This is a genomic window from Mycobacterium sp. shizuoka-1 (assembly GCF_002723835.1).
Lineage (GTDB): Bacteria > Actinomycetota > Actinomycetes > Mycobacteriales > Mycobacteriaceae > Mycobacterium.
Window position 1 is genome coordinate 22,616 of the sequence record NZ_BEWG01000024.1, and the last position, 21,953, is coordinate 44,568.

The following is a 21,953-nucleotide window of genomic DNA, read 5'->3' on the forward strand; positions in this document are numbered from 1 at the left end:
GCGCGACGTCGCGCACCCGACGCCGCCGGGTGCGCGTCCGGTCCGCGACCGGGCGGGCGTCGGCGGTCACCGGCCCCGGGCCTGACACACCAAGCCGGGGTTTCCCCGCCGGGCGCGCGGGTAAGTTGGCGGGCATGGGCAAGTCGATCGTCGCAACATCGTTGGCCACCGCAGCGGCGGCCGTCACCGGAAGCATCGCGAGCCGTCAGGGCGTCGAAACGTGGTATCCGAAACTGCGCAAGCCGCGCTACGTTCCGCCGAACGCCGTGTTCCCGGTGGCGTGGACGTCGTTGTACGCCGATATCGCGGTGACCTCCGCGGCGGCCATCGACAAGTTCCGGGCCAACGGCGAGGACGCCAAGGCCCGTGCGTATATCGGAGCGCTGGGCACCAATCTGGTGCTCAATGCCGGCTGGAGCTGGCTGTTCTTCAAGCAGCACAAGCTCGGCCCGTCGGTGGCCGTGGCCGGGGCGCTGGCGCTCAGCAGTGCCGATCTGGCGCGCCGAGCCGGTGGGGCGGATCCCAAGCTCGGCGCCGCGCTGGTGCCGTATCCGCTGTGGTGTTCGTTTGCGACGCTGCTGTCGACCGACATCTGGCGCCTCAACCGCTAGAGAAAGCTTGCGGACGAGGCGGATTCGCCCCGTCCGTCCCATGTCGGGCGCGGGGTCGCACACCGCACCGGCAATCAGTGGTATCAAGACCCGGTGCGGCAGCTCATCGTCTGCCTGACGACCCTCTGGCTGGCCGCCTGCGCGGCGCAGCCCCCGTCGGCGCCTCCGCCGTTGTCGACTGAGGCGGCGACTCCGGCCGCGCCGCAGTTCGACCCGGCTCACATCAAACGGATCCGGTCGGCGCTTCCGGCGGGATATGAGATCGCCGACGTGTCCGGACCGTTGAGCGCGGCGGGCTTGTGGGGCTTCGGATCCGGCTGGACTGCGGGCCCCGCGCCGTGCGCCGCGCTCGCCGACCCCGCGCCTGCCGACCCCGGCGCGCGCGGGTATTCGGCGTCCGGCCCGGGCGGAATCGTGTATGTCGTGGTCGCGGTCCCCGGCCAGGGGCCGCCAGACGCCGGGCTGATCGGCGATTGCCCCCACTGGACGATGACGTTCGCCCACACCACCGGTGAGGTGACCCTGGCCCCGCCATCCGAGGTGCCCTACATCGAGGGCGTCGACACCGTCGCGATGACGGTCGCGACCCGCACCGTCGTGGAGTCCGGCACCGAGACCGACGGCCGGGCCGTCACCGCGCAGGCCTATCTCGGCGACCACGTCGCGTTCGTCACGCTGGTCACCGATCCCGGATCGCCCCACCCGCCCCTGGATTCGCGATTCGTCGGCGACCTGTTGGTCGCGACGGTGTCCGCCCTGCGCGGCTGACCCCTGCCTGGTTGGGTACATTGGCCCCGATGGTGAAACCCGGCGCGCTCCTCGCGGTGCTGTGTGCCGGTCTGCTGGCCGGCTGCGGCGCGGCCGAACCCAAGGCCGACATCGCCAAGGTGACCACGCTGAAATCCAGCTTCGGTCCCGAGTACGCGGTGTCCGAGACGGCACCGACGGGGATCAACCCGCAACTGCTGACCGGGCAGAAACTGCCCGGCGGGTTGACATTCGACCCGCCCGGCTGCGCGAAATTCGGCACCGGACAACTCGTGCCGGCCGACACCGAGGGCAACATGGCGGCCGTCACCGCACAGGGCGCGGGCAACCGGTTCATCGTCATCGCCGTCGAGACCAGCGCCGCGATCCCGGTGACCGTGCCCGGCCCCGACTGTCAGAAGGTCGCCTTCAGCGGTGCCGGGATCCGGGGTCTGGTCGAGACCGTCGAGGCGCCGACGATCGACGGCACCCAGACCCTTGGTGTGCACCGGGTGCTGCAGACGGTCGTCGACAACCAGGTGCGCCGCGGCGAGACCTACAACTACTCCGCTCACTTCGGTGTGTACCAAGTCATCGTCAGCGCCAACCCGCTGGTGCTGCCCGACAAGCCGGTCGTGCCGGTCGACACCGGACGCGCCCGTGACCTGTTGGTCGCCGGCGTCACCGCGATCCGCGGCTGAGCTCAGCGCACGTCGCGCGGCCGGAACTGGATGCTGATCCGCGGGCCCTTCGGCAGCGCGGTTTTGGGAACCGCGTGCTCCCAGGTGCGTTGGCAGGACCCGCCCATCACCAGGAGATCGCCGTGCCGCTGCGGGAGCCGCAACGAGGGCCCGCCACCGCGGGGTCGCAGGGCGAACACCCGGGTGGCGCCGAGACTGACGATCGCCACCATGGTGTCCTCGGTGCTGCTCCGCCCGATCGTGTCGCCGTGCCAGGCCACGCTGTCGGCACCGTCGCGGTAGAGGCACAACCCGGCGCTGGTGAACGGTTCACCGAGTTCTCCGCCGTAGATGTCGTTGAGGCGGCGGCGCAGCTTGGTGATGACCGGGTGCGGTGCCGGTTCGGTGACCAGGTCGTGGAAGCTGACCAGGCGCGGGACATCGAGGACACGGTCGTACATCTGCCGCCGCTCAGCACGCCACGGGACATCCTGCAGCAGCCCGTCGAAGAGCGCGTCGGCGTCGTCGACCCAGGCCGACCGCAGGTCGACCCACGCCCCGGCACCGAGGTTGCGGCGCTCGCTGTGCTCGAACAGTGCGCCCTGAACCGCCACAGACACAGCTGCGAGGATATCGCACATCTGTTCGATGGGAAGGGCCTAGAGTCGTGCCGCCCCGGGGCCCTGGCCGGCGAGCACGTCGTCGGGGTTGGACAGCGCGCAACTGCGCAGGCTCAGGCAGCCACAGCCGATGCAGTCGGCGAGGTTGTCCCGCAACCGCTGGAGGTGACCGATGCGCTCGTCGAGGTCTTCGCGCCAGCCCGCCGACAGGCGCGCCCAGTCCCGGCTGGTCGGCACCCGGTCGGCCGGCAACGACGCCAGCGCCTCACGCACCCGCGCCAGCGGGATGCCGAGGCGCTGGGACATCCTGATGAACGCCACCCGGCGCAGCACGTCACGGGCGTAACGGCGCTGGTTGCCAGATGTCCGGCGGCTGCTGATCAGCCCCTCGCGTTCGTAGAAATGCAGTGCCGAGATCGCCACGCCGGCCCGTTGCGCGAGCTCGCCGGGCGCCAGTTCCTGCTCGGTCACACCTCAACGATAGTTGGGGTGGCTGACCTGTTGTTACGGTGCTACCTGTGACTGCCACCGTGCTGGGCTCCAACTCCGAGGTCGGGACGCTGCGGGTCGTCATCTTGCATCGGCCCGGCGCCGAGTTGCAGCGACTGACGCCGCGCAACAACGACAAGCTGCTCTTCGACGGCCTGCCGTGGGTGTCGCGGGCCCAGCAGGAACACGACGCGTTCGCCGATCTGCTGCGCTCGCGGGGCGTGGAAGTGCTGCTGCTGTCGGACCTGCTGACCGAGGCGCTGGCGAGCGGCGCCGCCCGGATGCAGGGTATCTCCGCGGCTGTCGACGCACGCCGCCTGGGATTGCCGCTGGCGCAGGAACTTTCGGCCTACCTGCGCAGCCTGGAACCTGCGCCGCTGGCTCACGTGCTCACGGCGGGGATGACCTTCACCGAACTCCCCTCGAGCGCCAAGTCCGACACGTCGCTGGTGCGGCGCATGCATCACGGCGGCGACTTCGTCATCGAGCCACTGCCCAATCTGCTGTTCACCAGGGACTCGTCGTTCTGGATCGGTCCTCGGGTGGCCATCACCTCGCTGGCGCTGCCGGCCCGGATGCGGGAGACCTCGCTGACCGACCTGATCTACGCCCACCACCCGCGTTTCCTCGGCGTGCGGCGCGCCTACGAGTCGCACACGGCGCCGGTGGAAGGTGGTGACGTGCTGCTGCTCTCGCCCGGTGTGGTCGCCGTCGGAGTGGGGGAGCGCACCACCCCGGCCGGAGCGGAAGCGTTGGCGCGCAGCCTGTTCGACGACGAGCTCGCGCACACCGTTCTGGCGGTGCCGATCGCGCAGGAGCGCGCGCAGATGCACCTGGACACCGTCTGCACGATGGTCGATGTCGACGCCGTGGTGATGTACCCGGCCATCAGCGATTCGTTGTCGGCGTTCACCATCAAACGCACCCCCGACGGCGTGACGATCATGGACGAGGCGCCGTTCGTGCGCGCGGCGGCCGACGCGATGGAGATCGATCGGTTGCGGGTGATCGACACCGGCCTCGACCCGGTGACCGCCGAACGCGAGCAGTGGGACGACGGCAACAACACGCTGGCTCTGGCACCCGGTGTCGTGGTCGCCTATGAGCGCAACACCGAAACCAATGCCCGGCTCCAGGATTCCGGTATCGAAGTGCTTCCGATCGCCGCCTCGGAACTGGGTACCGGGCGCGGTGGGCCGCGGTGCATGTCATGTCCGGTGGCCCGAGACCCGCTGTGACCGACCTGCTGATCGACGGCCGACTGCGCGCGGGCGGCTCGGGCACGTTCAGCACGATCAATCCGGCCACCGAAGAGCCGCTCGGCCCGGCCGCCGACGGTGATGCAGCGGACATGGACGCCGCGATCGGTGCGGCCCGGCGCGCCTTCGACGGCGGCGACTGGGCGCGCGACGTGGCGCTGCGGGTGCACTGCCTGCGGCAGTTACGACCGCGCTGAACACCGAGATCGAGCAGCTGCGCCAGATCACCGTCGCCGAGGTGGGCGCACCGATCAGCTTCACCTACGGCTCACACTTGCAGGGCCCGGTCGAGGACCTCGCGTTCCCCGCCGATACCGCTGAAAACTATGTATGGCGAACCGATCTCGGGGTGGCAGCCCCGATGGGGATCGCGTCGCGGCGCGAGATCGTGCGCGAGCCCTACGGTGTGGTCGGCGCGATCACACCGTTCAACTATCCGCACCAGATCAACCTGGCCAAACTCGGGCCCGCGCTGGCGGCCGGTAACACCGTGGTCCTCAAACCGGCGCCCGAGACGCCGTGGTGCGCCGCGCATGTCGGGCGAATCATCGCCGAGCACACCGACTTTCCCCCCGGCGTCGTCAATATCGTCACCTCAAGCGATCCTGGCGTCGGCGCCCGGCTGGCCGCCGACCCACGGGTGGACGTGGTGTCGTTCACCGGTTCCACCGACACCGGCTCGGCGGTGATGGCCGCCGCCGCGCGCAACATCGCCAAGGTGTGCCTCGAACTGGGCGGCAAGTCGGCGTTCGTCGTACTCGACGACGCCGACCTGATCCGGGCGTGCGAGGTGGCGGCGCTGGGCGTCACCCGGCACGCCGGCCAGGGGTGCGCATTCACCACTCGGCTGCTGGTGCCCCGCGAGCGTTATGACGAGGCCGTCGACGCCGCCGCGGCGGCGATGAGCGCGATTCCGGTGGGTGACCCGACCGATCCGGCGACGGTGTGCGGCCCGCTGATCTCGGCTCGCCAGCGCGACCGGGTGCACAGCTATCTGGATTTGGCGCTGGCCGAGGGCGGTTCGTTCGCCTGTGGTGGGGGCCGGGTCGATGGGCGCAGCCGCGGGTACTTCATCGCCCCCACGGTGATCCGCGGCCTCGACAACTCCGCCCGGGTGGCCCGCGAGGAGATCTTCGGGCCGGTGCTGGTGGTGCTGGCCTACGACGGAGACGACGACGCGGTTCGGATCGCCAACGATTCGCCGTACGGACTGTCGGCGGCGGTGTGGGGTGCCGATGTCGACCGGGCGGGCCGGGTGGCCGCCCGGCTGCGCACCGGCACGGTCAGCGTCAATGGGGGAGTGTGGTATTCGGCCGACACGCCGTTCGGCGGCTACCGGCGTTCGGGTATCGGGCGGGAAATGGGCGTGGCCGGGTTCGAGGAATATCTGGAGACCAAGGTCATTGCCGGCGCGGTGACCCTATAGTGCCCACAACGTGACCGATGTGCCCTTCGACCCCGACGCGCTGCGTGCTCGCTATGCCCGTGAGCGTGAGGTCCGGCTGCGCCCCGACGGCATCGGCCAGTACGTGGAGGTCGCCGGTGATTTCGCCGGGTTCGCCCACGACCCGTGGTCGGGACAACCGCCTGCCCGCGAGCCGCTGACCGACGAGGTCGACGTCGCGGTCATCGGCGCCGGATTCGGCGGCCTGCTGACCGGCGCGCGGCTGCGTGAGCTCGGCGTGCAGCGCATCCGGCTCATCGACAAGGCCGCCGACGTCGGTGGCACCTGGTACTGGAACCGCTATCCCGGCATCGCCTGTGACGTCGAGTCCTATGTCTACCTGCCGTTGCTGGAGGAGGTCGGTTACCTGCCGACCGAAAAGTACGCCAAGGGACCGGAGATCTTCGCCCACTGCCGGCGGATCGCGCAACACTACGACCTCTACCGAGATGCCTGCCTGCACACCGAGGTCCGCCGGATCCACTGGGATGACGGGCTGTCGCGCTGGATCGTGGAGACCGACCGCGGCGACGCGATCCGGGCCCGGTTCGTCGCGATGGCCAACGGCTATCTGCAGAAGCCCAAGCTGCCCGGCATCCCGGGCATCGCGCGGTTCGCCGGGCATACCTTCCACACCAGCCGGTGGGACTACGACTACACCGGTGAGGACCTGGAGCTGGTCTCCGACAAGCGAATCGGCATCATCGGCACGGGTGCGACCGCGGTGCAGTGCGTGCCGCACCTGGCCCGCGCGGCCGGCCACCTGTCGGTGTTCCAGCGCACGCCGTCGTCGGTCGACGTCCGCAACAACCAGCCGACCGACCCGCGCTGGGCCGCCGAGCTGACGCCCGGTTGGCAACGCCGCCGCATCGAGAACTTCCAGCAGCTCACCGCCGGCGGCGAGGCCGACGAGGACCTGGTGGCCGACGCCTGGACCAGCATCACCAAGACCCTGCTGGTGATGCAGGACGGCGAATTGGCCGACTTCGCCAAGATGGAGGAGGTTCGCGCCCGGGTCGACGCCGTCGTCACCGATCCGGCCACCGCCGAGGCGCTCAAACCCTGGTACGGCTACTTCTGCAAGCGCCCGTGCTTTCACGACGACTATCTGGCAACCTTCAACCGGCCCAACGTGACTCTGGTGGACACCCGCGGGCGCGGGGTGGAATGCATCACCGAGCGCGGTGTCGTGGTCGACGGTGTCGAGCACGAACTGGACTGTCTGATCTTCGCGACCGGCTTCGAGGTCGGCACCGAGTATGCCCGCCGCACCGGATTCGAGGTCGTCGGCCGCGGCGGTCGCACGCTGACCGACACCTGGCGCGACGGGGTGCGAACCCTGCACGGGTTGCTGGTGGCGGGCTTTCCGAACCTGTTCGTGGAAAGCATTGCGCAGTCCGGGTTTACGGTGAACTTCCCGTACCTGCTCGACGTCCAGGCCACCCACGTCGCCTGGATCATCGCCGCGGCCCTGGCCGGCGACATCAGCCGGCTCGAGGCGACCACCGCCGCCGAGGACGCCTGGGTGGCCACCGTGGTGGAGCGTTCGGCCGGTACCGCCGACCGCGCGCGGTCGTGTACCCCCGGCTACTACAACCGGGAGGGGCAGGCCAATGCCACCACCCGGCAGGGCAGCTTCTTCTACGGCACCCCTACCGAATACGCCGACATCCTGGCCGCCTGGCGTAACGCGGGCACGCTGGCCGGCCTCGCCGTCGGCGGCGGTGCCGGCCGATGACCAAGCGGTATCTGGCCGGTCGACTGCGGGCGGCGCTGCGCCGGCGCCCGTCGCCCAGGGTCGCCATCATCGGCGCGGGGTTCGGCGGCCTGGCCGCGGCGGTCGCCTTGCGCCGGATCGGCATCGACGATCTGGTGATCATCGAACGCAGCGACGGGGTCGGCGGAACCTGGCGGCTCAACACCTATCCCGGGGCGGCGTGCGACATCCAGAGCCACCTGTACTCGTTCTCGTTCGCGCCCAATCGGAACTGGAGCCGCACCTATGCCCGCCAGCCCGAGATCCTGGCGTACCTGGAGTCGGTGGCGGCCGACTTCGACCTGAACCGGCATGTGCTGACCGACACCGCGGTGCGCGGCATGCGCTGGGATGCCGGCCGATCGCGGTGGGATCTCGACCTCGAATCAGTCACCACGGGAACCGGCTTCGGATACACCGCCGATGTCGTGGTCAGCGCGGTGGGGTTGTTCGGAGAACCGAAGCTGCCCGACATCGACGGCCTGACCGACTTCACCGGTCCGATCATGCACACCTCCCGGTGGGATCGGCACGCCGACCTCGCCGGGTGCCGGGTGGCCGTGATCGGTACCGGAGCCAGTGCCGTGCAGGTCATTCCGGAGCTGGCCACCCTTGCCGCACATGTGACGGTCTTCCAGCGCACCCCGCCATGGATGGTGCCCAAGGACGATCGCGCGTTCACTGCCGCCGAGCTCGCCAGGTACGCCCGCAGCCCCTGGGCGGCGCGGCGGGAGCGCTGGCGACTGTGGAAGGAACAGCACGACAACACCGCGCTTCGGCTCGACGACCCGCTGGTTGCCGGACGGCAGGGAATCGCCGAGGAGTTCCTGCGCCGCAACGTCGCCGATGACGACCTGCGCGCGGCGCTGACCCCGGACTACCCGTTTCGCTGCAAGCGGGTGCTGCTCGGCGGCGACTATTACGCCGCCCTGCAGCGCGACAACGTCTCGCTGGTGACCGAACCGATCACCACCGTCACCGAGGCGGGCGTGCGCACGGCCGGATCGGCGACCGACGTCGATGCGATCGTGCTGGCCACCGGCTTCCAGACCAACCACTACCTGTCCGGCATCGAGGTGATCGGCGCCGACGGGCGCTCGCTGCACCAGCGGTGGGGCGAGGATCCCAGCGCCTACCTCGGCGCCGCCGTCAGCGGGTTCCCCAACTTCCTGATGCTCTACGGCCCCAACACCAACCAGGGCGGCAACTCGATCGTCTACATCCTGGAGGCCGGGGCCCGGCTGGTCGCCGACGCAGTCGGCCGGCTGGCCCGCCGGGGCGGCACGCTCGCGGTGCGACCGGAGGCCGAGCGGCGGTTCAACGAGGAGATCTCCGCCGAGCTCGAGCAGACGGTGTGGACGCAGTGCGGCAGTTATTTCCGCTCGCCGGGCGGCCGCATCGTCACGCAGTGGCCGTACAAGGAACTCGACTACGCGCGGCGCACCCGGCGGCTCAAGCCCCGTGATTGGATTCACCACCCGGCGGTCACAGCCCCAGCGGCCGGCTCCCGATGACGTCGGCATCCTCCAGGCGTGCCAGCTCCTGATCGCTGAGACCCGCTGCACCGCCGAGGATCTCGGCATTGTGCTGGCCCAGCAGCGGCGCGCTGTGATGCACGAACTCACCGGTGACAGGGGGACGCGGATATGGCAGTGGTCCGCACAGCGGGTGGGTGGCCGGCTGGAAGAAGTCGCGGGCCACCAGCGCGGGGTTGTCGATCACGTCGGGCGGTGCCACCACGGGCGCGGCCGGGATGCCCGCCGCGAGCAGCGCCGCGACCGCGGCATCGCGGGGCCGGCTCTTCAGCCAGTCGGCGAGGCGGCTGTCGATGTGGTCGGCGGTGTCGGCGCCGTATGCCAGTCCGTGGGACCAGATCGGCTGTCCGAGAACAGCTTTGAGCGCAGTCCAGTCATCGCTGTGGCGGATGCTGACCGCGGCCCACTGATCGTCGCCGGCGCAGGCGTAGACGTTCTGGACGGCGAACTCGTGGCCGCGGTTGCCCCGGCGGGTCAGCAGCACACCGGCGGCCTCGTGCTCGATGACCTGCAGAGCACTCGCGTTGAGCACCACGTCGATCATCGGCACCTCGACCAACTGCCCGTGGCCGGTGCGGCGGCGGTGCTCGAGCGCCGCGAGCGTGAGGAACGCGGCGTGCACACCCGCCAGCGGGTCGCATGCGCCGCGCGGCGCGGTGGGTAGCCCGTCGGGATAACCGGTCAGCCAGGCCAGCCCGGCGAGCTGTTCCATCGTCATCGCGAATCCGACCCGGTCGCGCCACGGCCCGTCCAGCCCGAAGCCGGGCATGCGGACCTCGATGATCTGCGGGTTGTAGGCGCACAGCTGCTCGTAGCTCAGGCCGAAGTTCTCCATCACCCGCGGCGTGAAGTTCTCCACCACCACGTCGGCGTCGGCGACCATCCGGGCGAACAGCGCCTTGCCGTCCTCGGATTCCAGATCCAATGTCACCGAACGCTTTCCGGAGTTGACCCCGTGAAACACCCAGCTGTACTCCCACCAGCGCTCGACGTCGGCGCGGAACCCGCCGGCGAATCGCATCCCGTCCGGGCGCTGCACCGATTCGATCTTCACCACGTCCGCGCCGAGCATCGCCAGCAGGTGGGTCGCGGTCGGGCCGGCCCAGAACGCCGTCAGGTCGACCACCCGGACGCCGTCGAGCGGCAGGGCCGTGCGCTGCGCCGGTGTCTCGCGTGGCGCCCAGACGTGCGCGGCACCGGCGTCGCCAACGGCGGGCGGCAGCGCAGGCGGCAGCGCGGGAGTCCGGCTCATCCGCCACGGCGGGCGCGGCGCCCGGAACCCGGCCGGGTGATCAAGGAAGGACTGACGGGCAACGAAATGATCTATGCCGGTCAGCGTTTCGCCATTGCCGATGGCGGTCATGGGGATTCGGAACAGCGCCGCCAGCTCGACGATCTCGGCGACGGTGTGGGTGGCGAAGAAGTCCGCGGTGCGGGCCCGGATGAGGTCGCGGTGTTCCCAGCGGCCGACCTGGAAGCGCAGCTCGGGAATGTCGGCCAGATCGGGGCACTCGACCATGGCGCAGAAGTCCTGCCACTGCTGGCCGGTGGCCATCGAGATGCCCACATAGCCGTCGCTGGCCCGCTCGACCGAGGGCACCTCGGTGGACCGGCCGACGACCTCCAGCAGCATCAATTCCTTACGCAGCCAGGAGAACACCTGCATCGAGGTGGTCATGGCCTCCAGGACCGACATGTCGAAACCGCCACCGCGGTGCGCGGCCAGCGCGAAGAAGGCGGCGTAACTGCCCGCGATGAACTCGCCGAGATCGCCGCCGACCGCGATCGGCGGCCGGTCGGGCTCCCCGCGGGATCCCGTCGATCCGCACCACGCCTGCAGGGTGAACTCGGTGGCGGGCAGTTCGGTCCACGGACCGGTCCAGCCGAAGTCGGAGACCGTGATCACCGATGTGGTAGCGGGTACGGTGTCGGCGGTCCAGCCCATCTCGGTCGCCTGCGCCGGGGTCGCCCCCAGGATCACGATGTCGGCGCAGGCCACCAACTCCGGCGGAATCGTCGCGCCGGTGACGCTGCGCTTGCCGCCGGCCAGAAACGCGAAGAACGGGCTGTCGCCGGCCGACGGGGTGACGCCGGCCGGGCGGTACGTCCGCAGCCGGTGTCCGCGGGGTGGTTCGAGCATCACCACGTCGGCCCCGGCGTCGCGCAGCAGTTTGCCGCAGTAGGCGGTGGCGATCCGGTCGCCGATCTCGAGTACCCGGATGCCCGACAGTGCAGATGTCATGCGCCGGTGGCGATCCCGAAGTCGATGACGCCGCGGACCAGGCGACCGCCCAGCAGGTCGTCGAATGCGGCGTTGATGTCGTCGAGGCGGTAGCGGCGGGTGACCATCTCGTCCAGGCGGAGTTGACCGGACGTGTACAGCGCCGCCAGCAGCGGGATCTCGGAGCGCGGATTGCACGAGCCGAAGACCGTTCCGCACAGCGTCTTGTTCATCAGCACCAGATCCTGGATGTCGAGCAACACGGGCAGCGCACCGGCCGGGGCCATGCCGGTCAGGACACAGGTGCCGCCTTTGCGGGTCAGCGTGAGCGCATCGCGGACGTCGTCGCCGGTGATGTCCGACGGTGCGACGATCACACAGTCCGCCATCACGCCTCGGGTCAGGTCGCGGACCAGACCGACGGCCTCGCCGGCCGATGCGGCGGTGTGGGTGGCGCCGAACTCGGCTGCCGACGCCCGTTTGGTGTCGAGGAGATCGACGGCGACGATCGTGCTCGCGCCGTTGATCCGGGCGCCCTGGATGGCTGCCGTCCCGATACCGCCCGCGCCGAGCACCACGACGGTGTCGCCGCCGCGCACGTTGCCGCGGCGCGCCGCCGAGCCGTAGCCGGTGGGGATCGCGCACGCCAGCAGCGCGGCGGGCACCAGCGGGATGTCGGAGTCGATCTTCACCAGTGAGTCGGCGGCGACGACGGTGTGCTCGGCGAAGGCGCCGATCTTGGAGGTGTGCCCGAGGTCGTGACCGTCGAGGGTGTGATGGCGAAACGTGCCGTCGGTGGGCATGCCGGGCATCAGCACGCCGGCGCCCTTGTCGCACAGGTACTCCATGCCCGAGGCACACCACCGGCAGTGTCCGCACACCGCGACGAAGGAGGTCACCACGTGGTCGCCGGCGGCCAGTCCTTTTACGCCGGGCCCGACCTCGAGCACCACGCCCGAGCCCTCGTGGCCGCCGATGGTCGGAGGCCGGGTCCGCGGGGCGCCGGGCGGTGCCATGAACCCGTTGCGGATGTGGTCGTCGGAGTGGCAGAGCCCGGCGGCGGCCAGCTGGACCAGCACCTCACCGGCGCGGGGCGGGTCGAGCTCGAATTCCTCGACCGACCAGCCGCCGCCGACGTCCCGCACGACGGCGGCGCGGCTTCTCATGGCCCTGACCTTACGGGGCGGTGCGGTCGGCGGATATTCCCTGATTCGCCGGGAGCGAAACGGGGCGCACGCCCCGCTTAATCGTGGTTACGTAACCCACGTGACCATCAAACTCGGACTTCAGATCCCCAACTTCTCCTACGGCACCGGTGTCGAAGCCATCTTCCCCACGGTGATCGCCCAGGCGCAGGAAGCCGAGGCCGCAGGCTTCGACTCCGTGTTCCTGATGGACCACTTCTACCAGCTGCCCGGTCTGGGCACGCCCGACCAGCCGATGCTGGAGGCCTACACCGCCCTCGGCGGCCTGGCCACCGCCACCGAGCGGGTACAGCTGGGCACGCTCGTCACCGGCAACACCTATCGCAACCCGACCCTGCTGGCCAAGGAGATCACCACGCTCGACGTGATGAGTCAGGGGCGGGCCATCCTGGGCATCGGCACCGGCTGGTTCGAGTTCGAGCACGATCAGCTCGGCTACGAGTTCGGCACGTTCACCGACCGCTTCAACAAGCTCGACGAGGCGCTGCAGATCATCCTGCCGATGCTGAAGGGGGAACGCCCGACCTTCTCCGGCAAGTACTACCGCACCCAGGAGGCGATGGCCAACCCCCGCTTCCGTGACCACATCCCGCTGATGATCGGCGGCAGTGGTGAGAAGAAGACAATCCCGTTGGCGGCCAAGTACTTCGACCACCTCAACGTCATCGCCGGTTTCGACGAGCTGCCCCGCAAGGTCCAGGTGGTCAAGGACCGCTGCGAAGACATCGGCCGCGATCCGGCCACCCTGGAGACCAGCATGCTGCTGATCACGATCATCGACGAGAACGTCACCGCCGACTTCATTCCCGACGACTTCAAGCAGCAGGCCGTCTTCGGCAGCCCGGAGCAGATCGTCGACCAGATCAAGACCAAGGTGCTCGACGCCGGCATCGACGGTGTCATCCTCAGCCCGGTCACCAGCCTCAACGGCTATCAGCCCGGCGGGGTCACCGCGGTCGCCGAGCTGCTCAAGCCGTTGCTGGGGCTCTAGCGACTCCCTGCCGAGATCGACACCAGGGCTGTGGTGCGGCCCGATTCACGACCGTCATGCCGATCTCGGCAGCGAGACTTGACGCCGACCGAACGCGTCGCGAACTCGCCGCAGGATGTACCCCCGGCTGTGCTCCTTGACCACGCGCACGATCAGCCAGCCCGCTTCCTCGAGCAGATCGTGGCGGCCGATGTCCCGCACAAACTGACGCCGGTCCGACTGGTGTTGACCACCTTCGTATTCCAGCCCGATCTTCGGCTCGTCCCATCCGAGATCGACGAACATCGTCGTGTGGCCGTTGGAGACCGGAATCTGGGTGGCGGGCCGGGGGAATCCGGCGTCGATCAACAGCAATCGCAGCCACGACTCCCGTGGTGACTGGGCGCCGGGATCGACCAGTGCCAGGGCGGCGCGCGCTCGTCGGATGCCCCGCGCCCCGCGGTAGCGGTCGGCAAGCGACAGCACGGCGTCCGGGTCGATTCCGGTTGCCGCGGCCAGTGCGTCGAGATGGGCTACCGCGTCCACCCTGGGCAGAAATCGCGCAAGGTCGAGGGCTGTGCGGTCCGCGGAGGTGACAGGGAGATCGCCGAGCGACACGGTTTCGTCGCTGCCGACGCGGTCCTGGCGCACGACGACACCGGGCTGGGGACGCCGGGCGCGACCGATGAGTTCGACGGGTGACGTAGCGGACACCCACGGCGACCCGTGCCGCGCAGCGGCCGCGCGCCCGGCGACGACGCCGCCGGGCACCCACAGTGCTGCCGCCCGGGTGCGCAGGTCGAGGGTGAGCGCGACCCCCTTGGGGACGTAGACATCGGGATGTAATGCGGTGTAGTTCCAGCGCAGTTGGCCCCGGGTGAGCGCGCCGGCCGCGATCGCCTGGCTTCCGATGATCGGCGAGGACATGCCCAGCATGCTGGTGCGCGGGCCCGACAACTCCGGGACCTCGACCGCGAGATCGACACCAGGGCTGTGGAATTCTCGCGATCACGACCCTGGTGTCGATCTCGTGCCAGACATCAGCGCCAGCTGGGCAGCCAGATCTCCATGTTCCACGTGGACTGTGAGATCGGGACGCCGGTCAGCACCGGGTACAGCCAGGCGAAGTTGGTGATCACCAGCGCGACATAGCAACTCACCACGATCAGCCCGAGCGTTCTTCGTTCGGCGTTCTGACGCGGTGCGTGCAGCAGGTCGCCGAGGATCAGCGCGATCGCCATCACCAGGAACGGCGCCATCGGTACCGCGTAGAAGAAGTACATCTGCCGGTCGATGTCGGCGAACCAGGGCAAAAACCCCGCGCAGTAACCGGTGAGCACCACGGCATACCGCCAGTCGCGGCGCACGAACGTCCGCCACAGGGCATAGACCAGCACGGGCACCGCCAGCCACCACATCGCGGGCGTGCCGACCAGCATCACGGCCTTGACGCAGGAGGCCGCCCCGCAGCCGGGCACGTTCTGGTTGTCGATCGCGTACAGCACCGGCCGCAACGACATCGGCCACGTCCACGGCTTGGACTCCCACGGGTGGTGGTTGCCCGCGGAGTTCGTCAGCGTGGAGTGGAAGTGATACGCCTTGTAGGTGTAGTGCCACAGCGACCGGATCGCGTCCGGCGGCTGATACCACTGCCGTTCGCCGATCGACTCGCCGACCTCGTAGCGGTTCACCGCGGTTTCCGAGGAGAACCACGGCGCATACGACGCCAGGTACACCGCGAACGGAATCAGCAGAAACACGTAGGCGGTCGGCCCGAGATCGCGCCGGATCGCCCCGAACCACGGCCGCGGCACCCGGTAGGCGCGACGGGCGGCGATGTCGAACGCCAGCGACATCGCGCCGAAGAACACGATGTAGTACAGCCCCGACCATTTGGTCGCGAACGCCAGGCCCAGCAGCACGCCCGCGCCGAACCGCCACCACCGCACCCCCAGCCGCGGCCCCCAGGGCGTCTCGGCGATGCGGCCTTCCAGCAGGGCGGTGTGCATGCGCTCGCGCATCTGGTCGCGGTCGACGATCAGCGCACCGAACGCCGCGACCACGAAGAATGTCAGGAAGGCGTCCAGCAGCGCGGTGCGGGCGGCCACGAAGCTCACACCGTCGGCGATCAGCAGTAGCCCGGCGATCGCGCCCACCAGCGTCGAGCGGCTGATCCGGCGCACGATGCGCACCACCAGGGCGACCAGCACCACGCCGAGGACCGCGGCGGTGAACCGCCAGCCCACGCCGTTGTACCCGAACAGCGCCTCACCGACGGCGATCAGCTGCTTGCCCATCGGCGGATGGACCACCAGCCCGAAACCGGGGTTGTCCTCGACGCCGTAGTTGTGCAGCATCTGCCAGGCCTGCGGCGCGTAGTGCTTCTCGTCGAAGATCGGGGTGCCCGCATCGGTCGGCGAGCCGAGGTTCATCAGCCGGGTCAGCGCGGCCAGCGCGGTGACGATCGCCGTGGCCACCCAGCCCTCGATGCGGTCGAGCGGACCGAAGTCGGCGACCGGCACCAACGGTGCCGGGCTGATGACGGGCACATGGCGCTCGTGCACCGCGAGGTCATCGGCTGTCGTGGACATCGTCTGCGATCGTAGGCTGTCGGGCGTGACTACCGGACGGCTGATCCTCGGTGCCACGCCGCTGGGTCAGCCGGGCGACGCGTCGAAGCGGCTGGTCGACGCCCTATCCACCGCCGACGTGGTGGCCGCCGAGGACACCCGGCGGGTACGCACGCTGGCCCACTCGCTGGAGGTCAAGATCCGCGGTCGGGTGGTGAGCCTGTTCGACCAGAACGAGGCGGCCCGGGTGCCCGCGCTCGTCGAGGACATCAAAGGCGGTGCCATCGTGCTGGTGGTCAGCGACGCCGGCATGCCGCTGATCAACGATCCCGGCTACCGAATGGTCGCGGCATGCATCGACGAGGGCGTCGCCGTCTCCTGCCTGCCCGGCCCGTCGGCGGTCACCACCGCGCTGGCGGTGTCCGGGCTGGCGTCCGACCGGTTCTGCTTCGAAGGGTTCGCGCCGCGCAAGCAGTCCGCGCGTCGGACGTGGCTGGCCGCGCTGGCCGCCGAACCGCGCACCTGTGTGTTCTTCGAATCCCCGCGCCGGCTGGGCGAGTGCCTGAGCGACGCTGTCGAGGTACTCGGCCCGGCGCGCCGGGCGGTGGTGTGCCGCGAGCTGACCAAGGTGCACGAGGAGATCCGCCGCGGCACGCTGGCCGAACTGGCCCAGTGGGCCGACGACAAGGTGCTGGGCGAGATCACCGTGGTGCTGGCCGGCGCTGTGCCGAGCACCGACCTGCCGACCCTGGTCGGCGAAGTCGAGGCACTGGTCGCCCACGGCATGCGGGTCAAGGATGCCTGCGCCCGGGTGGTCGAAGCCCATCCGGGCGCGCCGGCCCGCCGCGAACTCTACGAGGCGGTGCTGCGCGCCCGGGAGTCGTAGCGCGACGACGGCGCCACGATGGGGCGGGCCTTGTGCAGGCACTCCTGCCATTCCGCGGCCGGGTCGGAGTCCGCAGTGATACCGCCGCCGACGCCGAGCACCGCCGCGCCCCGGGCGTCGAACTCGACAGTGCGGATCGCGACGTTCAGCTCGGTGCCCGCGATCGGCGACGCCATGCCGACCGTGCCGCAATACACCCCGCGCCGCCGCGGCTCCCACGTCGACAACAACTGGCGGGCACGGCCTTTCGGTGTCCCGGTGACCGACGCCGGCGGGAACGTGGCGGCCAGCACGGCCGCGTTGGTGACCTGTGGGCGCACCGTGGCCGCCACCGTCGACACCAGGTGCCACACGCCGGGCGCAGCCCGAACGGTCAGCAGGTCGGGGACCGTGACGGTGCCGATGTCGGCCACCCGGCCCAGGTCGTTGCGGACCAGGTCGACGATCATGATGTTCTCGGCGACGTCCTTGACCGACGCCAGCAGCTCGGCGGCCGGACGGTGCAGCGGCAGGGTGCCCTTGATCGGGCTGGACGTCACCCGGTCGCCGACCCGCCGGATGAACAGCTCCGGGGACAGCGAGGCCACCGCACCCCAGTCGCCGGCCAGATAGGCCGCCCGGGCCGGCGCGGTCTGCATGACCGCGTCGGCGAAGAACTGCAGGGACGAACCGCGCAACGTGCCGGTGAACTGCGTGCACACGCAGGCCTGGTAGACCTCGCCGGCGCCGATCGCGGCCAGGCAGGCCCGCACGCCGGCCTGATGGCGCTCGAAATCTGGTTCTTCCCAATCAATTTCGTATGATGCGTCGGGTATGGACGACGACAGCGCGTCGGCGACCCAGCCGGAGACCGCTGCGCCGGTGAGACTTTCGTGCCACCAGCAGCCGTCGCGGTCCTGGCGCAGCACGCTGTCGGTCCAGCCGCCGGCCGCCTCCGGGATCCGCGGTGGTGCGCCGTCGGCCGCGGCGTCTGGGTAGGACAGGTAGCCGATCCACCCGCCGCCGACCGCGTCACCGCGATCGCCCGGGGCGACGGCGAACACCTCGGCGGGGGCGGTGGGGCGCACCGACACCGTCGGTGCGATCACCGCCGCCGCGGCGAACCAGTCGCCGACCAGCGCGGCCGGCGGCGGCAGCCGACGCCGCGCGGCGGCGGCGCCGACGGCGCGCAGCACGTCGGCGGCGGTGCCGAGGTCGCCGAGCCGGTCGATGCGCATCGCCATAGCCTGACGCCTGGCGGCGGCAGACGCAAAGGCGTCAGCGGCTGATCTCCCGGGGCACGGTGACGGCGGCAAGCTTGTCCGGGTTACGCATCGCGTAGAAGTTGGCGATCTTGCCGTCGATCACCTCGATCATGAACACACTGTCCGGGCGCTCGTCGCGATACACGATCGCCGCAGGCGCGCTGTTGTAGGACGCGAGCTCCACCCGGTACTCCGAGCCGGCCCGGCTCATCAGACCGATCAGCAGCCGGGCCACCTTCTCGGCGCCCAGCACCGGGCGCCTGGCCGCGCTGACCTTGCCCGCGCTGTCGGAGGTGAACACCACGTCGGGAGCCAGCATGTCCATCAGCCCGGCCAGGTCGCCGGTGGCCGCCGCGGTGAGGAACGCGGTGGTGATCTGCGCGGACCGCTGCGGGTCCAGCGGCTCGAACCGGCGCCGGCGGGCGTGGACGTGTTCGCGGGCGCGATGCGCCATCTGGCGCACCGCGACCGCGGATTTGCCTATGGCGGCGGCGATTTCGTCGTGGCTGAAACCGAACACCTCGCGCAGCACGAACACCGCGCGTTCGTCGGGTGTCAGCGTCTCGAGCACCACGAGCATCGCCATCGACACCGATTCGGCGAGCACCACGTCGCTGGCGCCGTCGTGTTCGTCGAGCAGCAGCGGCTCGGGCAACCACGGCCCGACGTAGTCCTCCCGGCGACGGGATTGGGTGCGCAGGGTGTTCAGCGCCTGCCGGGTGACCAGCTGGGCCAGGTAGGCCTTGGTGTCCCGAACCTCGGCTAAATCGACTGTCGCCCAACGTAAATAGCTGTCCTGCAAGACGTCGTCGGCTTCGGTTGTCGACCCCAGGATTTCGTAGGCGATGGTGAACAGCAGCGGCCGCAGCAGGGTGAACCGGTCGGCGTGCTCGTCGGGGGTGCTCACGGTGTCTGCACAGCCTCGGGGGCCGGGCGGGTGCCGCCGCCCTTGAGCCAGAAGTAGGACCCCGGCTTGCGGGCCTCGCGCCGCAGGAAGCTCACCGTGCCCTTGCAGACCGCCTCCTTGATCAGCGCGGCGGTCCGCCCGCCGAGGTAGAGCGGCAGCGGGACATCGTTGGTGCGGGCGATCTGCACGGTGCCGCCCGCCCGCCCAAGGCTGATGCACTGGCCGGTGAACGCCTGATTGATCACCGCGGGCGATTGGCCGGCAATGCGGGCAAGCACGGTGTTGGCGGCCTGCGCGCCCAGCGGGATCGCGGCCTGGCAGCTCATCCGCAGCGGCTGGTCGGACGGGGCCGCGGCGTCGCCGGCCGCCACCACCCGGTCGTCGTCGACGCTGGTCAGGGTTTCGTCGGTGAGCAACCGGCCGATCGCGTCGGTGCGCAGCCCGGACCGTGCCGCCAGATCGGGCACGCCGAACCCGGCGGTCCAGATCGTCACCGCGCTCGAAAGCCTGCGCCCGTCGGCCAGCCGCACCGCGTCGGCGGCCACCTCGGTCACCGTCGCCTGCGGTCCGTCGACGATCGTCACGCCGAGTTTGTGCAGCCGTTTGGCCACCGACCGGCGCCCCGGGGTGCTCAGGTACGGGCCGAGCGCCGCACCGCACACCAGCGTGACCCGCCGGCCCTGTTCGGCCAGTTCGGCGGCGGTCTCGATCCCGGTCGGCCCGGCGCCGACCACGCACACCGGCGCGCCGTAGTGCAGCTCGCCCAGCGCCGCGGTCAGCCGCTGCGCTTCCTCGAGATCGGCGATGGGATAAGCGAATTCGTCAGCGCCGGGCACGGCGGGTTGAGCCGAGCCGCTGCCGACCGCGTAGATCAGATAGTCATAGGGCAGCGGCGGGCCGCTGAACAGTTCCACCTGCCGGGCCTGGGTGTCGATCCGGGTGGCGGCGTCGACCACCAGCTCGATTCCCTCGCCGAGGATCTCGCCGTAGTCGACCACCGCGTCGTCGGATCCGGTGACCAGCTGGTGCAGCCGGATCCGTTCGACGAACTCGGGGCGGGGGTTGACCAGCGTGATGTGGACGTCGGGTCGCAACCGGAGATGGTTGGCCGCGATCACCCCGGCGTAGCCGCCGCCCACGACGACGACTCGGGTGCTGTGGTGTGCGTTGTGTTCGGTCATGCCCTCAAGACACCCCGGAGGCCATGACTGTGACTCTACGTGATGTAGATCACTGCACCTGGTACCGCGGGAACACTCCGGTCGGTGCCGGCAGCTCGGTGCCGGGCGCGATCCGCACCGCCACCGCGCCGAAGTCGCGGGCGTCCTCGGGCTGTCCGAGCAGGTCCAGCAGGGCGGCCGCCGACGTCGGCAGCACCGGCTGGACCAGCAGTGCGGCGATCCGCACCACCTCCAGCGTCACGTAGAGCACGGTGCGGAATCGTTCCTGGTCGGCCTCGGCCTCCGACTTGCGCAGTACCCACGGCTCCTGGGCGGAGAAGTAGCGATTGGCCGCGCCGAGCATCGCCCAGATCGACTCCAGGGCCAGGTGCATGGCGGGCACGTCGAACTGTGCGCGCACCGTGGGCAGCAATTCGTCGGCCAGCGCCAGCAGCTCGCGGTCGGCGTCGGTGAACGCGCCGGGTTCGGGCACCCGTGCCTCGAGGTTCTTGTTGACCATCGACAGCGACCGCTGCGCCAGGTTGCCGAACTCGTTGGCCAGGTCGGCGTTGATCCGGCCGATGATGGCGTCTTCGCTGTAGCTGCCGTCCTGGCCGAACGGCACCTCGCGCAGCAGGAAGTAGCGCACCTGATCGAGACCGAACGCGTCGACGAGCGCGGACGGATCCACGACGTTGCCGACCGACTTGCTCATCTTCTCGCCGCTGTTGAGCAGGAAGCCGTGCACGAACACCCGTCGAGGCAGTTCGATGCCGGCCGACATCAGAAACGCCGGCCAGTACACGGTGTGGAACCGGATGATGTCCTTGCCGATCATGTGCAGATCGGCGGGCCAGTACTTACGGAACGACTCGGAGTCGGTGTCCGGGAAGCCCGCGCCGGTGAGGTAGTTCGTCAGCGCGTCGACCCACACGTACATGACGTGGTCGGGGTGGCCGGGCACCGGCACACCCCAGTCGAAGGTGGTGCGCGAGATCGACAGGTCGCGCAGCCCGCCGGAGACGAAACTGACGACCTCATTGCGCCGGACGTCGGGGCCGATGAACTCGGGGTGGGCTGCGTAGTGGGCCAGCAGGCGCTCGGCGTAGGCCGACAGCCGGAAGAAATAGGTCTGTTCCTCGGTCCAGGTCACCGGGGTACCGGTCTCCAGCGAGTACTTGTTGCCGTCGGCGCGCGTCTCGAGCTCGTCTTCGGTGTAGAACCGTTCGTCGCGCACCGAGTACCAGCCCGAGTACGAGTCGAGGTAGATGTCGCCCGCCGCATCCATCCGCTTCCAGATCTCGATCGAGGCGTCGATGTGGTCGGCGTCGGTGGTGCGGATGAACCGGTCGAACGACGCCCCGAGCTTCTCCTGCATCGCCTGGAAAGCGTCGGAGTTGCGCCGGGCCAGCTCGGCGGTTCCGATGCCCTCGGCGGCGGCCGTCTGCGCCATCTTGAGCCCGTGCTCGTCGGTGCCGGTGAGGTAGCGCACGTCGAAGCCGTCGAGGCGTTTGAAGCGGGCGATGGCGTCGGTCGCGATGTACTCGTAGGCGTGCCCGATGTGCGGCGCACCGTTCGGATACGCGATCGCGGTGGTGAGGTAGAACGGCGTCTTCTGGCTCATGTCAGAACTCACCTTATGGTGTTGC

The 21,953-nt window shown here is 69.8% G+C and carries 18 protein-coding genes and 1 pseudogene; 9 read left to right on the forward strand and 10 right to left on the reverse strand.

What is annotated here, in order from left to right:
• The first annotated feature begins 134 nt into the window (after positions 1-134).
• From MSZK_RS32280 to MSZK_RS08045, 3 genes are all read left to right on the forward strand, one after another.
• On the forward strand, positions 135-611 hold the full coding sequence (locus tag MSZK_RS32280) for a TspO/MBR family protein (protein ID WP_158230562.1): 477 nt from the start codon (positions 135-137) through the stop codon (positions 609-611).
• 93 nt (positions 612-704) lie between these two features.
• Positions 705-1,379 (forward strand): DUF5642 family protein, encoded by a 675-nt coding sequence (locus MSZK_RS08040; RefSeq protein WP_099246642.1) that lies wholly within the window; start codon positions 705-707, stop codon positions 1,377-1,379.
• Between the two features lie 29 nt (positions 1,380-1,408).
• Entirely contained in the window at positions 1,409-2,059 is a 651-nt protein-coding gene (locus MSZK_RS08045; RefSeq protein WP_099246644.1) for a DUF5642 family protein, read from the forward strand.
• A 2-nt stretch (positions 2,060-2,061) separates the two neighbouring features.
• On the opposite strand, the gene MSZK_RS08050 is transcribed toward MSZK_RS08045, so the two are convergent.
• Both MSZK_RS08050 and soxR read right to left on the reverse strand, forming a co-directional pair.
• The gene (locus MSZK_RS08050; protein ID WP_199203240.1) at positions 2,062-2,658 is read right to left on the reverse strand and encodes an alpha-ketoglutarate-dependent dioxygenase AlkB; all 597 of its coding nucleotides are present in this window, start codon (positions 2,656-2,658) and stop codon (positions 2,062-2,064) included.
• A gap of 39 nt (positions 2,659-2,697) precedes the next feature.
• The gene (gene soxR, locus MSZK_RS08055) at positions 2,698-3,129 is read right to left on the reverse strand and encodes a redox-sensitive transcriptional activator SoxR (RefSeq protein WP_099246648.1); all 432 of its coding nucleotides are present in this window, start codon (positions 3,127-3,129) and stop codon (positions 2,698-2,700) included.
• A 59-nt stretch (positions 3,130-3,188) separates the two neighbouring features.
• Here soxR and arcA point away from each other — a divergent pair, with 59 nt between their 5' ends.
• From arcA to MSZK_RS08075, 4 genes and pseudogenes are all read left to right on the forward strand, one after another.
• Positions 3,189-4,385, forward strand: coding sequence for an arginine deiminase (gene arcA, locus MSZK_RS08060; protein WP_199203249.1), 1,197 nt, complete (start codon positions 3,189-3,191; stop codon positions 4,383-4,385).
• Positions 4,349-5,832, forward strand: a pseudogene (locus MSZK_RS08065) (aldehyde dehydrogenase). Before arcA ends, MSZK_RS08065 begins: the two are co-directional and overlap by 37 nt.
• 19 nt (positions 5,833-5,851) lie before the next feature.
• Complete coding sequence (locus tag MSZK_RS08070; RefSeq protein ID WP_371411302.1) at positions 5,852-7,588, forward strand: flavin-containing monooxygenase; 1,737 nt, start codon at positions 5,852-5,854, stop codon at positions 7,586-7,588.
• Positions 7,585-9,120 carry an NAD(P)/FAD-dependent oxidoreductase gene (locus tag MSZK_RS08075; protein ID WP_099246654.1) on the forward strand — a complete coding sequence of 512 codons (1,536 nt, stop codon included), beginning with the start codon at positions 7,585-7,587 and terminating at the stop codon, positions 9,118-9,120. The genes MSZK_RS08070 and MSZK_RS08075 overlap by 4 nt, the downstream gene beginning before the upstream one ends.
• On the opposite strand, the gene MSZK_RS08080 is transcribed toward MSZK_RS08075, so the two are convergent.
• Together MSZK_RS08080 and MSZK_RS08085 are read right to left on the reverse strand one after the other, a co-directional pair.
• Positions 9,092-11,383, reverse strand: coding sequence for a CoA transferase (locus MSZK_RS08080; protein WP_099246656.1), 2,292 nt, complete (start codon positions 11,381-11,383; stop codon positions 9,092-9,094). The two genes, MSZK_RS08075 and MSZK_RS08080, sit on opposite strands and share 29 nt — an antisense overlap.
• Positions 11,380-12,528 (reverse strand): Zn-dependent alcohol dehydrogenase, encoded by a 1,149-nt coding sequence (locus tag MSZK_RS08085; protein ID WP_099246658.1) that lies wholly within the window; start codon positions 12,526-12,528, stop codon positions 11,380-11,382. The genes MSZK_RS08080 and MSZK_RS08085 overlap by 4 nt, the downstream gene beginning before the upstream one ends.
• 100 nt (positions 12,529-12,628) lie before the next feature.
• On the opposite strand from MSZK_RS08085, the gene MSZK_RS08090 reads away from it, so the two are divergent.
• Positions 12,629-13,558, forward strand: coding sequence for an LLM class F420-dependent oxidoreductase (locus MSZK_RS08090; RefSeq protein ID WP_099246660.1), 930 nt, complete (start codon positions 12,629-12,631; stop codon positions 13,556-13,558).
• Positions 13,559-13,612: 54 nt separating this feature from the next.
• On the opposite strand, the gene MSZK_RS08095 is transcribed toward MSZK_RS08090, so the two are convergent.
• Together MSZK_RS08095 and MSZK_RS08100 are read right to left on the reverse strand one after the other, a co-directional pair.
• Positions 13,613-14,464 carry a hypothetical protein gene (locus MSZK_RS08095; protein ID WP_099246893.1) on the reverse strand — a complete coding sequence of 284 codons (852 nt, stop codon included), beginning with the start codon at positions 14,462-14,464 and terminating at the stop codon, positions 13,613-13,615.
• 113 nt (positions 14,465-14,577) lie between these two features.
• Positions 14,578-16,128 carry a dolichyl-phosphate-mannose--protein mannosyltransferase gene (locus MSZK_RS08100; RefSeq protein WP_099246662.1) on the reverse strand — a complete coding sequence of 517 codons (1,551 nt, stop codon included), beginning with the start codon at positions 16,126-16,128 and terminating at the stop codon, positions 14,578-14,580.
• 25 nt (positions 16,129-16,153) lie between these two features.
• Here MSZK_RS08100 and rsmI point away from each other — a divergent pair, with 25 nt between their 5' ends.
• Positions 16,154-16,993: a 16S rRNA (cytidine(1402)-2'-O)-methyltransferase gene (gene rsmI / locus MSZK_RS08105; protein WP_099246664.1), complete on the forward strand. Its 840-nt coding sequence runs from the start codon at positions 16,154-16,156 to the stop codon at positions 16,991-16,993.
• Here the strand turns inward: rsmI and MSZK_RS08110 are convergent.
• The 4 genes from MSZK_RS08110 to metG are packed head-to-tail and all read right to left on the reverse strand — an operon-like array spanning position 16,960 to position 21,928.
• Positions 16,960-18,210 carry an aminodeoxychorismate synthase component I gene (locus MSZK_RS08110; RefSeq protein WP_099246895.1) on the reverse strand — a complete coding sequence of 417 codons (1,251 nt, stop codon included), beginning with the start codon at positions 18,208-18,210 and terminating at the stop codon, positions 16,960-16,962. The genes rsmI and MSZK_RS08110 overlap by 34 nt on opposite strands.
• 40 nt (positions 18,211-18,250) lie before the next feature.
• Positions 18,251-19,144, reverse strand: a complete 894-nt coding sequence (locus MSZK_RS08115) for an RNA polymerase sigma-70 factor (protein ID WP_099246666.1) — start codon at positions 19,142-19,144, stop codon at positions 18,251-18,253.
• Complete coding sequence (locus tag MSZK_RS08120) at positions 19,141-20,325, reverse strand: NAD(P)/FAD-dependent oxidoreductase (protein ID WP_099246668.1); 1,185 nt, start codon at positions 20,323-20,325, stop codon at positions 19,141-19,143. The genes MSZK_RS08115 and MSZK_RS08120 overlap by 4 nt, the downstream gene beginning before the upstream one ends.
• Before the next feature lie 49 nt (positions 20,326-20,374).
• Entirely contained in the window at positions 20,375-21,928 is a 1,554-nt protein-coding gene (gene metG / locus MSZK_RS08125) for a methionine--tRNA ligase (RefSeq protein WP_099246670.1), read from the reverse strand.
• Positions 21,929-21,953 lie beyond the last annotated feature (25 nt).